The following is a 13,874-nucleotide window of genomic DNA, read 5'->3' on the forward strand; positions in this document are numbered from 1 at the left end:
CTTGTCCTCTATTATCTTTTTTAAGGGAGCAGACTCGCTTCCTTTTTTTATTTATGGAAGCTTGTAGGACGAAGTCGCAAGCCCCAAGCCTAACGGCAACTGAATGCAAGACCTTGGAGGAATGCATATGCTTACCCACGCGCCTCGCGCGCTTTATATTCATATCCCGTTCTGCACGCATAAGTGCCATTATTGCGATTTCACTTCGTATGTGTTGCGGGGGCAGCCTGTCGATGCGTATCTCGACGCATTGGAGCGGGAGATGGTCATGACCGCGAAGGCGCTGCCGCCGGAAGAGATCCGGACCGTGTTCGTCGGCGGCGGGACGCCGACGGTGCTGACGCCGCCGCAGATGGAACGGTTTCTCGCTTCGGTGAAGCGGCATTTCCCGATTCATCCGGATGCGGAGTTTACGATGGAAGCGAATCCGGGAACGACGGATTCGGAGAAGCTGCAGGCGATGCGCGAGGGCGGCGTCAACCGGATCAGCTTCGGCGTGCAGTCGTTCGACAACGGCCTGCTGGAACGCATCGGGCGCATCCATAACGTGGACGACGTGTACCGCAGCATCGAGAACGCGCGAACGGCGGGCGTTCATAATCTGTCTATCGACTTGATGTTCGGCTTGCCTGGCCAGACGGTCGAGCAGCTGTCGGACAGCGTAGCCAAGGCGCTTGCGCTGGAGCTTCCTCATTATTCCCTGTACGGCTTGAAGGTGGAAGAGAACACGCTGTTCCACGCGTTGTACGAACGCAACGAGCTGCCGCTGCCGCCCGAAGAGGACGAGCTGGCGATGTACATGCTGCTGATCGACAAGCTGACGGCGGCCGGCTATGACCATTATGAAATCAGCAATTTCGCCAAGCCGGGCTTCGAGAGCCGGCACAATATTACGTATTGGCGCAACGAGCCGTATTACGGCTTGGGCGCAGGAGCGCACGGCTACGCGCGCGGGGAACGGCATGTCAATATCAAAGGCATACAGCCGTACCTGGATGCCGCGGCGACGCGCCTCCCGCGTCTCGAGACGAACGGCGTATCGGACGAAGAAGCGATGGAAGATTTCATGATGGTCGGTCTTCGCATGCTGACAGGGGTAAGGAACGGCGATTTCGCGCTGCAATTCCCGGGACGGACGCTCGAGGGCTGCTTCGGCGAGCCGCTCGAGAAGCTGCTGCGGCAGGGACTGATCGAAGCCGTGGAAGGCCGCGGCGGCGGGTACCGGCTTTCGAAGCGGGGCATCCCGCTAGGCAACGAAGTGTTCGGCGCGTTTCTCGGCTGATTTTCCGCTTGATTTTTGACAATTTGTTCTTGTGTAGAAATGCACTGTGTTGTATATTTATTCGTATTGAATCAAGCTACATGACGTAATGCTTAAGGATGGAGGCGCAAGCGATGGAAGCGGTAGCGGTATGCAGAAGAGCGACCGAAGACGATATCGAAATATTGGCGGATTTAATTGCCGGTTACGCTGAGAAAGGAATCATGCTGCCGCGATCGCGCGAAACGCTGAAGCGCCAGATCGATACGTTCGTCGTGGCCGAGGTGGGCGATGACGTCGTGGGCTGCGGCTCGTTGACCCGGCTCGGGGCCGATCTGGTGGAAATCCGTTCGCTCGGCATTTCGGAGGGCTACAAAGGAATGGGCATCGGCAGCAAGCTGGTGGACCAGTTGATCATAGAAGCGAAGGAACAGCACATCCCGAAGATCATGGCGCTGACCTACGAGGTTCATTTCTTCGAGAAGAACGGCTTTACGGTCGTGAACAAAGAGATTTTCCCCGAGAAAGTGTGGACCGACTGCGTGAATTGCCCGAAGCAGCATGCCTGCGACGAGATCGCGGTGCTTAAGATGCTCAACTGATTCCAAGCTCGAATCGCCAGTTCCAAATCAATTGGACCTGGCGTTTTTTTGTGAGCGCACGCTTCAAAATCCTGCAAAATACACTGTTAAACGGGAAAATATGCTAAAATATAGGCAGGTTATATGATTCTTTTATCCTACCTACATAAGGAGTGCGTTATTTGTGACTCAGACAGCCTTTGTTTCGAACGATCCTGCCATAAAAACGAAATATTGCAAACATTGCGCGGCAACGATCCATGCCGATGCCGTGATATGCACGATGTGCGGACTTCAGGTAGAAGAATTGAAAAGCGCGCAACCGAATATCGTGATTAATAATTCGAACGTGAATACGAATACGAACACGAACGTAGCGGGCGTGTATGGAGCGGGGAAACAAAAAAACAAATGGGTCGCGCTGGCGCTCTGTTTTTTTCTGGGGGTATTGGGCGCTCATCGGTTTTACGAAGGGAAGGTAGGAACGGGGATTCTTTATTTTTTCACATGGGGGATTTTCGGGATCGGCGCGCTAATCGATTTTTTCATTTTACTCTTTAAACCGAATCCCTATTACGTCTAAAATCGTTAAGCGGGCGATGGACGATTTTATTGAAATAGTCGTTGCAAAATGCCGAACCGACTTGACAATGGTTAAGCCGGTTTGGTATTTTTGTATTAATGATTAGCACTCAACGCTATCGAGTGCTAACGACGGTGAATGAGACGATAACGGAGCCGCCCGAGGGCGATCCGATTTTGCGATTATGGAGGGACTGCGATGTTAACCGACCGGCAGCGAATGATTTTGAATGTCATCATCGACGATTATATCCGTTCGGCGGAGCCTATCGGTTCACGCAGCATTTCGAAGCGCAGCGACGTCAGCTTCAGCCCGGCGACGATCCGCAACGAAATGGCCGATCTGGAGGAGCTTGGCTTCCTGGAACAGCCGCACACTTCCGCAGGCCGCATCCCTTCGATCAAAGGCTATCGTTATTACGTCGATCATCTCGTCAAGCTAAGCCAAGTCAATGAACAGGAAATGCAGCTGGTGCGCTCTTTCGTGACCGAGAAAATGAACCAGATGGAGCAAATTATCCAGCATGCGGCGATGATTCTGTCGAATATGACGAATTACACGAGCATCGTGCTCGGACCGGAGACGTTCACGACGTCGCTGAAACATTTTCAACTGGTGCCGCTGACGCAGGACACGGCCGTGGCGATCATCGTCACCAACACCGGCCATGTCGAGAACCGGACCATCTCCCTCCCGGAAGACATGAACATGGAGGAGATGCAGCAGGCGGTTACGATCTTGAACGCCAAGCTCGTCGGCGTCCCGCTTGTCCGCCTGAAATCGAAATTGCATTCGGAAGTCGGCCAGGAGCTGGGCCGCTACGCAGACCAGTTCGAACGGCTGCTCGGCATTCTGGATCAAACGCTGGAGAGCGAGAACGACCACCGCGTCTTCATGAGCGGGACGACGAACATGCTCACCCAGCCGGAATTCAAGGATGTCGACAAGGTGAAGACGCTGCTGGATCTGTTGGAAGAAACGCCTACGATCATGCAGATGTTCAATGCGCTTCCAAGCGGTATTCAAGTACGCATCGGAACAGAAAATACGCATGAAGCGATCAACAATTGCAGTCTCATTACGGCGACCTACTCCATCGAGGGCAAGTCGCTCGGCACGATCGGCATACTTGGACCGACAAGAATGGATTACGGCAAAGTCATCAGCCTGTTGAACATCTTCTCCCGAGACATGGCGAAGCTGCTCAGCCGCTGGTACAAGTGATCGAGAATGTCCGGCAGCGAACATTCGCCCTTGGAACTGCGCGAACCAATCAGAAGGATTATTTTCAGGAGGTGTCGATACGCGTGTCTGTGAATGAACAGCATACAGAAGAAGAACATAAGCAAGAGACGGACCAGGCAACGAACGAGGAACAGGAAACGGTCAACGAAGTTGAAGCGGAGGGCGCCGAAGACGGCCGAATTGCCGAGCTGACGCGTCTGGCGGACGAGAATCAGCAGCGGTACTTGCGCGCGCAAGCCGATTTCGATAATTTCCGCCGCCGTACGGCGAAGGAGCGCGAGGAGCTCGCGCAGTACGCATCGATGAAATTGATCGGGCAGCTGCTGCCGGTCATCGACAACTTCGGCCGCGCGATCGAAGCCGCGAAAACGGGCGGCGACGTGGAGTCGTTCTCCAAAGGCGTGGACATGATTTTCCGCCAAGTGGAAGGCGTGCTCGAGGCGGAGGGCCTGAAGACGATGGAAACCGTCGGACAGCCGTTCAATCCCGAATTCCACCAAGCGATCATGCAGGTGGAATCCGATGAATTCGAGGAAGGCATCGTCGTCGAAGAAGTTCAGAAAGGCTACATGCTGAAAGATAAAGTGCTGCGTCCCGCAATGGTGAAAGTGAGCGGGTAATGCCCAGATTCCTATATTTTCCATATCCACTTAAGGAGGATTTCTACTTATGAGTAAAGTAATCGGTATCGACCTTGGAACAACAAACTCTTGCGTAGCGGTAATGGAGGGCGGCGAAGCCGTCGTCATTCCGAATCCGGAAGGCAACCGCACGACCCCGTCCGTCGTCGGCTTCAAGAAAGACGGCGAGCGCATCGTCGGCGAAGCCGCGAAGCGCCAGGCGATCACGAACCCGGACCGCACGATCATGTCGATCAAGCGCCATATGGGTACGAACCACAAGGAAGTCATCGACGGCAAAGACTATTCGGCGCAAGAAATTTCCGCCATCATCCTGCAGAAGCTGAAAGCCGACGCGGAAGCTTACCTGGGCCAATCCGTAACGCAAGCCGTTATCACGGTTCCTGCGTACTTCAACGACAGCCAGCGCCAAGCAACCAAAGACGCCGGCAAAATCGCGGGTCTCGAAGTGCTGCGTATCGTCAACGAGCCGACGGCTGCCGCATTGGCTTACGGGCTTGAGAAATCCGAAGATCAGACGATCCTCGTCTATGACCTTGGCGGCGGTACGTTCGACGTATCGATCCTCGAGCTGGGCGACGGCTTCTTCGAAGTCAAAGCGACGAGCGGCGATAACCGTCTCGGCGGCGACGACTTCGACCAAGTGATCATCGACTACCTCGTGTCCGAATTCAAGAAAGAGCAAGGCGTCGACCTGTCCAAGGACAAAGCGGCCGTTCAACGTCTGAAGGACGCGGCCGAGAAAGCGAAGAAAGAGCTTTCCGGCATGCTGACGTCGACGATTTCCCTGCCTTTCATCACGATGGTTGACGGCGTGCCGCAGCACTTGGAGCTGAGCCTGACCCGCGCGAAATTCGAAGAGCTGTCCGCGGCGCTCGTCGAGCGTACGCTCGGCCCGACTCGCCAAGCGCTGAGCGATTCCGGCATTTCCCCGAGCCAAATCGATAAAGTCGTGCTTGTAGGCGGATCGACGCGTATTCCTGCCGTGCAGGAAGCCGTTAAGAAGCTGATCGGCAAAGAGCCGCATAAAGGCGTTAACCCGGACGAAGTCGTTGCGCTCGGCGCGGCGGTGCAAGCGGGCGTGCTGACCGGCGACGTGAAAGACGTCGTACTGCTCGACGTAACGCCATTGTCGCTCGGCATCGAAACGGCGGGCGGCGTGTTCACGAAAATGATCGACCGCAACACGACGATCCCGACGAGCAAATCGCAAGTGTACTCGACGTATGCGGACAATCAGCCAAGCGTTGAGATTCACGTCCTGCAAGGCGAGCGTCAAATGGCTGCCGGCAACAAAACGCTGGGCCGCTTCATGCTGGGCGATATCCCGCTGGCTCCGCGCGGCGTACCGCAAATCGAAGTGACGTTCGACATCGATGCGAACGGTATCGTTAACGTATCCGCGCTCGACAAAGGCACCGGCAAGAGCCAAAAAATTACGATTACGTCCTCCGGCGGCTTGTCGGATGAAGAAATCGATCGTATGATGAAAGATGCCGAGCTGAACGCGGAAGAAGACCGCAAGCGCCGCGAGCTGGTCGAAGCGAAGAACAACGCGGATCAGCTGGTCTACTCCGTCGACAAGACGATCAAAGATCTGGGCGACAAAGTAGACGCCGGCGAAATCGCGAAGGCGAACGAAGCAAAAGAGAAAGTAACCGCGGCGATCGCGACCGACGACGTCGAGAAAATCAATGCAGCGACGCAAGAGCTGACGGAAATCATTCAACAGCTGTCCGTGAAGCTGTATGAGCAGGCGCAGGCAGCCGGCGGCGCGGAAGGCGCAGGTCCGGAAGCGGGCGGCCCGCAAGGCGGCAAAGACAATGTAGTCGATGCCGACTACGAAGTCGTCGACGACAAGAAGTAAGCCGCTGCGATAAGCATGCGATTCGTTTAGCGTAAACGGTGCGCCGTCCGTGCAATTGTGGACGGCGCAGCCGTTTTTCGTCTGTTTGGCGCAGTCGGAGAGAGAAAGCAGCGTAAATAGGAGACGGGGTGACGGATTTTGGCTAATAAGCGGGATTATTACGAAGTGCTCGGCGTTGGGAAAGGCGCGAACGAGGACGAGATCAAGAAGGCGTACCGGAAGCTGGCTCGCCAATACCATCCGGACGTGAACAAGGAAGCGGACGCGGAAACCAAGTTCAAGGAAGTCAAGGAAGCGTACGACGTCCTCAGCGATGACGGCAAGCGCGCGCAGTACGACCAATACGGGCATGTCGACCCGAACCAAGGGTTTGGCGGCGGAGGCGGCGCCGATTTCAACGGGGGCTTCGGCGATATCTTCGACATGTTCTTCGGCGGCGGAGGCCGGCGCGATCCGAACGCGCCGCAGCGCGGCAACGATTTGCAGTACACGATGACGATCGAATTCAAGGAAGCCGTGTTCGGCAAAGAAACCGAAATTACGATTCCGCGCACCGAGAACTGCGATACATGCGCGGGCTCGGGCGCCAAGCCCGGCACGAAGCCTGAGACCTGCGGCGTCTGCCGCGGCACCGGCCAGCAGGAAGTCGTGCAGAACACGCCGTTCGGCCGCATGGTCAATCGCCGCGCATGCTCGAATTGCGGCGGCTCCGGTAAAGTCATCAAAGAGAAGTGCACGACCTGCCACGGCGCGGGCAAAGTGAAGAAGAACCGCAAGATCAACGTGAAAATCCCGGCGGGCGTCGACGAAGGCGCGCAAATCCGCTTGACCGGCGAAGGCGAGAGCGGCACGCGCGGCGGTCCTTCCGGCGACTTGTATATCGTCATCCGCGTGAAGCCGCATGACTTCTTCGAGCGGGAGAACGACGACATCTACTGCGAAGTGCCGCTGACGTTCGCGCAGGCGGCGCTCGGCGACGAGATCGAAATCCCGACGCTGAACGAGAAAGTGAAGCTGAAGATTCCCGCGGGCACGCAGACGGGCACGTACTTCCGGCTGAAGGGCAAAGGGGTGCCGCGGCTGCGCGGCTACGGCCAAGGCGACCAGCACGTGAAAGTAACGGTCGTCACGCCGACGAGCTTGAGCGAAGAGCAGAAGGAGCTGTTCCGGCAGCTCGCGACCGGAGGCGCCGGCGGCTCCGGCGAAACGCCGCAGGAGCACCACGAGACGATTTTCGAGCGGATGAAGAAAGCGTTCCGGGGGGATTAAAGGTTTTCGTGAGAAAACCCGCATCGGAAGCATATGCTTAGGTATCGCCGCGGCTTCCGGGCATAAGATCGCGGTCGTTGGCCGATGCTAACCTTCGTGTTAGTTCATTTCAGACACGAAGGAGAATGACCATGAGCGAAAACCTGGAAAAGCAAAACTTCGGCAACCTGCCGATCGGTAAAAACGAAGACGTGGAGTTTTCGGCGGAGCAGGCGGACGAAGCCGACCGCATCGCGATGAAGCGCGCCCAGGAAGCGGACGCGAGAGCGCAGGCGAACGCTACGCAGCAAGCGCAGCGGCTCTTGTAGGACGGTTCCCGTGGCCACGCTCCATGCGACGTTTCAGGACGGCGCTCGCGCCCGGGAAGCGCAGCGCAAGCTGCAGTTCCTGCGGATCGAGCAGATCGATCAAGGCGCCGACGGCGCCTCGCTGACGGCCGACGTCGGCGACGAACTGATGGACCGTGCGCTGCACGTCATCAGACAGACCGGCGGCACCGCCGATAATGATGAATAACGACAGCGGTTGAAGACGAATGCCATTCCCCGCGCAGGCCGCGGAGGGTGGCATTTTTTGCCGTGCAGGCTTGTGAAAGCGATCTCTATTATGGCAGAATAAGAAGGCTTGGGCAGTCAATGAGGATGGGAGAGGATCGATCGTGCCGGTTATCAGGCAGCATGAACCGCAGAACGCTCCGCCATGGAGCGAGATCAGCCATTACGGCGTCAATCGGTTGAAGGCGGGAGATACGGTGGAGCTGCATTATCACAGCTGCAACGAATACTGGATCATCGTAAGCGGCAGGGGAACGTGCACGACGGAAGGCGATACGTACGAGATCGGAGCGGGCGACATGGTGCTGACCAAGGCGGGCGACGAGCATTCGCTGCTCGTGACGGAGGACATGGTCGCCGTCTACTGCTACGGCATCATGCCGGAAGGCGGTCTTCACGGACATTTGCATCGAGAGAGAGGGATCGGGGAATGACATTGCGTATGATTCAAGTCGGATTGGGCATGCACGGCTTCGGCGTCGCCAAGGCGTTCGTCGCGCAGTCGCCGGATTTCAAGTTCGCGGGCGTCGCGGAGATCAACCCGGATCGGTTGAACGCGTGCGCGGAAGAGCTCGGGGTTGCGGCAGCGAACCGGTATACGGATTATAACGAGGCGTTCCGCTCCTGCGAAGCCGACGCGGTCTTCGTGACGGCGGCATCGCCGTATCACTATGCGATCTGCAAGGCGGCGCTGGAGCAAGGCCTGCATGTCCTGGTCGAGAAGCCGTTCGTCGTCGACATGGCGGAAGCATGCGAGCTGGTCGATCTGGCCGAACGGCAGGGGCGCGTGCTGATGGTCAGCCAGAACTACAGGTACATCAACGCGGTGAGGTCGCTCAAGGCGGCGATCGCGGAGGCCGGGAAGCCGATGTTCGCCGACGTTCAATTCTGTTACGACCATTTCGGCAAAGACTATCAGCAGACGATGCCGAATTTCATGCTGCTTGAAATGGCGGTGCATCATATCGACATGGTTCGCTTCTTGTTCGATGCCAATATCCGAAACGTTTCGGGTCATACGTGGAACGTCGAGGGCAGCATGTACAGCGGTCACCCGAACGTGCAGGCGCGCATGGAGCTCGAGAACGGCATGCCGGTCTTCTACCTGGGCAGCCTCGTATCGAAAGGGCTGGCGACGCCTTGGGAGGGCGAGTGGCGGATTCAGTGCGAGCACGGCTCCGTTCACCTGGCCGATCTGGGTCAGGGCTACGGCGTCTATGTCGTCGATGCGGAGCAGAACAGACGCTTCGTACCGTACCACGAAGGTCCGCTGCCGAGCGGCAAGGAGAGCATTCACGGCGTGCTGGCGGAGTTTGCCGCCAGCATCGCCGGCGGGAAAGCGCCGTCGACCTCCGGCAGGGACAATCTGCAGACGCTGGCGACGCTGTTCGCCATCGGCGATTCGTCGAGCAAGGGCGCCGTTGTTGCGCCGGCAAGCTACATCGCGACGAGATAAGGCCGAGACGAATAGGCAGGAGAGGCAGCCGCGCCTGCCGTCCAACGCCGCAGCCCGTTTCCGCGAGGAAACGGGCTTGTTTGCGCATGGCGGGCATGCGACGGGATTTTGTGCGGATCGGGCTTCTAGTGTAGAATAGACGTCATAGGTTTATGCATGCATACATGATCAACGTTGAATAACAGGGGGACACCGCAAGTGAAATGGCATGAAATCACGATCAAGACGACGGAAGAAGCAATCGAGATGATCTCGAACTTCCTGCATGAGATGGACGCGGACGGCGTATCCATCGAAGAATCGGGGACGTTGAACAAGCCGCGCGACACGTCGCTCGGACAATGGTACGAGCATCCGCTGAACGATATCCCGGAAGGACAAGCCGTGATCAAAGGCTATTTCTCCGAGTTGGACGCCGACGTCGATGCCCTGCTCGCGGAATTGCCGGGCCGCATCGACGAGCTGCGGGAATTCGATATCGACCCGGGCGAGTATACGATTACGACGGGGCTTGTCGACGAAGAGGATTGGGCGAACGAGTGGAAGCAGTACTTCAAGCCGATCCGCGTCTCGGAGCGCCTGACGATCAAGCCGACCTGGGAAGATTACGAGCCGGCGCCGGGCGAGCGCATCATCGAACTCGATCCGGGCATGGCATTCGGCACGGGCACGCACCCGACGACCGCGCTTTGCCTGCGCACGCTGGATTCGGTCGTTAAAGGCGGCGAGGAAGTCATCGACGTCGGCACGGGATCCGGCATTCTGGCCATCGGCGCCATGCTGCTCGGCGCGAGCCGCGTGCTGGCGCTCGATCTCGACCCGATCGCGGTCAGCTCGGCTACGGAGAACAGCCGGTTGAACAACCTGCAGGACGATATCCAAGTGCACTTGAGCGATCTGCTCGGCGTGTTGAATAACGGCGAAGAGGGCTGCGGCGGAACGGAGCTGAACGTGACGGTTCCGGTCGACCTCGTGATCGCGAATATTTTGGCGGAAATCATACTGCTGTTCATCGACGACGTCTATGCGGCTTTGAAGCCGGGCGGTACATACATCGCTTCCGGCATCTTCAAGAACAAGGAAGATGCGGTGGCGGAAGGGCTGGAAGCGGCGGGCTTCGCGATCGTCGACCGTCAGCGCGACCAGGATTGGATCGCATTCGTGGCGAAGAAGCCGGAATAGGCAGCTTCGCGAAACCGCGCGCCGGCAAGCGGCGCGCCAGAACCTTTAGGAGGCTACGGCTTGAACTTTTTATGGTATCCGATCCAAGACCTTCCCTTCGTGTTCCTCGTGCTGATGATCGCGTTCACGGTGCACGAGTTCGCCCATGCGTACAGCGCTTATAAATTCGGCGACCGGACGGCTTACGATGCGGGCAGGGTAACGCTTAACCCTCGCGTGCATCTCGACATGTGGGGAACGATTCTGCTGCTCGTCGCCGGCTTCGGCTGGGCGAGGCCGGTTCCCGTCAACCGCGGGCGTTTCAAATACCCGCGGCTGATGGGCATCGTCGTATCGGCGGTCGGCCCGCTCAGCAATTTGCTGATCGCGGTGCTCGGCATCATTGCGGTGTATATCATTAACGAGGCGGGCTTTTTAGAAGCGGCTTCTACCGGCGTGCGGCAAGCCATCGGCCATTTTACCCATTATCTCATTACGATTAATTTCCTGCTGTTCTTCTTCAATTTGATACCGATCCCGCCGCTTGACGGCTACCGGATCATTCAGGATCTCGTGCCGCTCAGAGTCCGGGAGCAGATGGATCAATACGCGCAGTGGGGCATCTACGTCTTCCTGCTGATCGTGTTCGTTCCTTCGCTGCGCGCCGAGACGCTCGATCCGCTGTTCTCGAACGCGAACGATATATTCCGATACGTCTGCATGAAGTGCGAGCTCGTGTTCGATCCCGTGAACTGGCCGCTGCTGTGGAGAGATTTCTGAGCGGCTGCCGTCCGCGGCCGATCAGCGCTTCGATCCGTCCCGGGGCAGGCTGGTAATTTTTCGCTCCGGGTAGCGAAGCGGAGCGAAAACGGGTATGATGGAGATTGGAGTTTTTTTTGCGCGGGCGCCGTTCGGCGGGGCCTGCGACTCGTAAAGCAAGGTATTCGACAGGAGAGGTTCTGCCAGCATGCAGCGATATTTTGTAACCCCGGAGCAGATCGACGGAAGCCGCATCGTGCTTGCCGGCGACGATGCTCATCATATAACGCGCGTCATGCGCATGGAAGAAGACGACGTCATCATCGTCAGCGACGGCGTCTCCCGCGTGGCGGAAGCGTCGATCAAGTCGCTCTCCCCCGGCAAGGTGGAAGCGGAAGCCGCGGCCTGGCTCCCGATCGAAGGCGAGCCGCTCTGGTCGGTGACGGTTGCGCAAAGCCTGCCGAAGGGCGACAAGATGGAACTGGTCATACAGAAGGGGACCGAGATCGGGGCGGCGGCCTTCATGCCGTTCGAATCCGAGCGGATGATCGTGCAGTACGACGGGAAGAAGGAAGCGAAGCGTCTGGAGCGATGGGGCAAAATCGCCAAAGAGGCCGCGGAGCAGGCGCATCGGAGCCGCATTCCGGCCATCGGCGCGGTCGCCTCGTGGAAAGAGCTGGTCGCGCGGATCCCTTCCTATGATTTGGCGCTGTTTTGCTATGAGAAGGAAGGCGGAGGACGGGGTCTGAGAGAGGCCGTGTCCGCTCGCCGGCAAAGCGGCGAATGGGGCGGCGAGGAGCGGAACATTCTGCTCGTCGTCGGTCCCGAAGGCGGCTTCACCGAGCGCGAAGCCGCGGAAGCAGAAGAGGCCGGCGCGGTCGTCGTCGGCCTGGGCAAGCGAATCTTGCGCACGGAAACCGCTGCGATGGTCGGACTCGCCTGCCTCATGTATGAATCAGGAGAAATGGGAGGCGTTTAACGACATGCCGTCGGTTGCTTTTTACACATTAGGATGCAAGGTGAACTTCTACGATACGGAAGCGGTCTGGCAGCTGTTCAAGAACGAAGGCTACGAGCAGGTTGACTTCGAGACGACGACTGCGGACGTATATTTGATCAATACATGCACGGTAACGAACACGGGAGACAAGAAGAGCAGGCAGATCATCCGCCGCGCGATTCGCCGCAACCCGGACGCCATCATCGCCGTCACCGGCTGCTACGCGCAGACGTCGCCGGCCGAGATCATGGCGATCGAGGGCGTCGATCTCGTCATCGGCACGCAGGACCGCGACAAGCTGATGGGCTATATCAATGACCTGCGGAACGAGCGCAAGCCCGTGAACGCCGTCCGCAACATCATGAAGACGCGCGAGTTCGAAGAGCTCGACGTGCCGGATTTCGCGGAGCGCACGCGCGCGTTCCTCAAGATTCAGGAAGGCTGCAACAATTTCTGCACCTTCTGCATCATTCCTTGGTCGCGCGGGCTCTCCCGCAGCCGCGATCCGCGAAGCGTGCTCGACCAGGCGCGCCAGCTCGTGGCGGCGGGTTACAAAGAAATCGTGCTGACGGGTATTCATACCGGCGGTTACGGTGACGATATGGAGAACTACCGTTTATCCGATCTGCTGTGGGATCTGGATGCCATCGAAGGACTGGAGCGCATTCGAATCAGCTCGATCGAGGCAAGCCAAATCGACGACAAGATGATCGAGGTGCTGAACCGTTCGACGAAAATGTGCCGTCATCTGCACATTCCGCTGCAGGCGGGCGACAACGACGTCTTGAAGCGGATGCGCCGCAAATATACGGTAGAGCAGTTCGCGGACAAAATCCGGCTGCTGCACGAAGCGATGCCGGGCGTCGCGATCACGACGGACGTCATCGTCGGCTTCCCCGGCGAGACCGAAGAGATGTACAGGAACGGCTTCGACTTCATGGAGAAGCTCGGCTTCGCGGAAATGCACGTCTTCCCTTACTCCAAGCGGACGGGAACGCCTGCCGCGCGGATGGACGATCAGATCGACGAGGAAACGAAGAACGAACGCGTGCATCAATTGATCGACCTGTCCGAACGGATGCAGCTGCAGTACGCCGAGAAGTACGTGGGCGAGGTGCTGGACGTCATCCCTGAGCGCGAGCACAAGGGGGCGCCGGGAGAAGGACGGATCATGGGCTACTCCGACAACTACATCCAGGTGGTGTTCGAGGGCTCGGAGTCGCTCACCGGCCAGCTGTGCCGCGTGAAAATCACGCAAGCGGGCGTCAATGAATGCTTCGGCCAGCTCGTGCGCGTGCTGGACGAGAAGACGCCGGCGGCAGAGCGCTCGGCAAGCGCCGCGCGCGCCGAAGACGCCAAACGCAAGCCGCTGCCGGCAGCGATGCAGGCGTAAGGAAATAGCGAACCGCTGCAAGGATTCCGAGGCCGCTTGAACGCAGGCGGCGCGGAATCCTTGCTCTACATAACTGAGCCAATGACGTCCATGGCAAAGGGGAG

15 protein-coding genes are annotated in these 13,874 nt (G+C 58.1%); all 15 read left to right on the plus strand.

Going from position 1 to position 13,874, the window contains the following annotated elements:
* Positions 1-127 precede the first annotated feature (127 nt).
* Positions 128-1,282, plus strand: coding sequence for a radical SAM family heme chaperone HemW (gene hemW, locus GXP70_RS10155; protein ID WP_162356351.1), 1,155 nt, complete (start codon positions 128-130; stop codon positions 1,280-1,282).
* A gap of 113 nt (positions 1,283-1,395) precedes the next feature.
* On the plus strand, positions 1,396-1,863 hold the full coding sequence (locus tag GXP70_RS10160) for an N-acetyltransferase (RefSeq protein ID WP_162356353.1): 468 nt from the start codon (positions 1,396-1,398) through the stop codon (positions 1,861-1,863).
* A gap of 163 nt (positions 1,864-2,026) precedes the next feature.
* A complete protein-coding gene (locus tag GXP70_RS10165) occupies positions 2,027-2,425 on the plus strand; it encodes a TM2 domain-containing protein (RefSeq protein ID WP_225442745.1) in 399 nt (132 codons plus the stop codon).
* 198 nt (positions 2,426-2,623) lie between these two features.
* Positions 2,624-3,649, plus strand: coding sequence for a heat-inducible transcriptional repressor HrcA (hrcA, locus tag GXP70_RS10170; RefSeq protein WP_162356355.1), 1,026 nt, complete (start codon positions 2,624-2,626; stop codon positions 3,647-3,649).
* An 89-nt stretch (positions 3,650-3,738) separates the two neighbouring features.
* Positions 3,739-4,290 (plus strand): nucleotide exchange factor GrpE, encoded by a 552-nt coding sequence (gene grpE / locus GXP70_RS10175; protein ID WP_162360405.1) that lies wholly within the window; start codon positions 3,739-3,741, stop codon positions 4,288-4,290.
* 49 nt (positions 4,291-4,339) lie between these two features.
* A complete protein-coding gene (gene dnaK, locus GXP70_RS10180; RefSeq protein WP_162356356.1) occupies positions 4,340-6,178 on the plus strand; it encodes a molecular chaperone DnaK in 1,839 nt (612 codons plus the stop codon).
* 138 nt (positions 6,179-6,316) lie between these two features.
* Positions 6,317-7,447, plus strand: a complete 1,131-nt coding sequence (gene dnaJ, locus GXP70_RS10185) for a molecular chaperone DnaJ (RefSeq protein WP_162356358.1) — start codon at positions 6,317-6,319, stop codon at positions 7,445-7,447.
* A gap of 131 nt (positions 7,448-7,578) precedes the next feature.
* Positions 7,579-7,755 carry a YfhD family protein gene (locus tag GXP70_RS10190; RefSeq protein ID WP_162356360.1) on the plus strand — a complete coding sequence of 59 codons (177 nt, stop codon included), beginning with the start codon at positions 7,579-7,581 and terminating at the stop codon, positions 7,753-7,755.
* A 10-nt stretch (positions 7,756-7,765) separates the two neighbouring features.
* Positions 7,766-7,963: a hypothetical protein gene (locus GXP70_RS10195; protein WP_162356362.1), complete on the plus strand. Its 198-nt coding sequence runs from the start codon at positions 7,766-7,768 to the stop codon at positions 7,961-7,963.
* A gap of 142 nt (positions 7,964-8,105) precedes the next feature.
* Positions 8,106-8,435, plus strand: a complete 330-nt coding sequence (locus GXP70_RS10200; RefSeq protein ID WP_162356364.1) for a cupin domain-containing protein — start codon at positions 8,106-8,108, stop codon at positions 8,433-8,435.
* Positions 8,432-9,457 carry a Gfo/Idh/MocA family protein gene (locus GXP70_RS10205; RefSeq protein ID WP_162356366.1) on the plus strand — a complete coding sequence of 342 codons (1,026 nt, stop codon included), beginning with the start codon at positions 8,432-8,434 and terminating at the stop codon, positions 9,455-9,457. Before GXP70_RS10200 ends, GXP70_RS10205 begins: the two co-directional genes overlap by 4 nt.
* A 198-nt stretch (positions 9,458-9,655) precedes the next feature.
* Entirely contained in the window at positions 9,656-10,639 is a 984-nt protein-coding gene (prmA, locus tag GXP70_RS10210) for a 50S ribosomal protein L11 methyltransferase (protein ID WP_162356367.1), read from the plus strand.
* A 114-nt stretch (positions 10,640-10,753) separates the two neighbouring features.
* Positions 10,754-11,398 carry a site-2 protease family protein gene (locus GXP70_RS10215; protein WP_162360406.1) on the plus strand — a complete coding sequence of 215 codons (645 nt, stop codon included), beginning with the start codon at positions 10,754-10,756 and terminating at the stop codon, positions 11,396-11,398.
* Positions 11,399-11,585: 187 nt separating this feature from the next.
* Positions 11,586-12,356, plus strand: a complete 771-nt coding sequence (locus tag GXP70_RS10220; RefSeq protein ID WP_162356369.1) for an RsmE family RNA methyltransferase — start codon at positions 11,586-11,588, stop codon at positions 12,354-12,356.
* A 4-nt stretch (positions 12,357-12,360) separates the two neighbouring features.
* Positions 12,361-13,770, plus strand: a complete 1,410-nt coding sequence (gene mtaB, locus GXP70_RS10225; RefSeq protein WP_162356370.1) for a tRNA (N(6)-L-threonylcarbamoyladenosine(37)-C(2))-methylthiotransferase MtaB — start codon at positions 12,361-12,363, stop codon at positions 13,768-13,770.
* Positions 13,771-13,874: the final 104 nt, after the last annotated feature.

This window comes from Paenibacillus lycopersici (genome assembly GCF_010119935.1).
GTDB lineage: Bacteria > Bacillota > Bacilli > Paenibacillales > Paenibacillaceae > Paenibacillus_Z > Paenibacillus_Z lycopersici.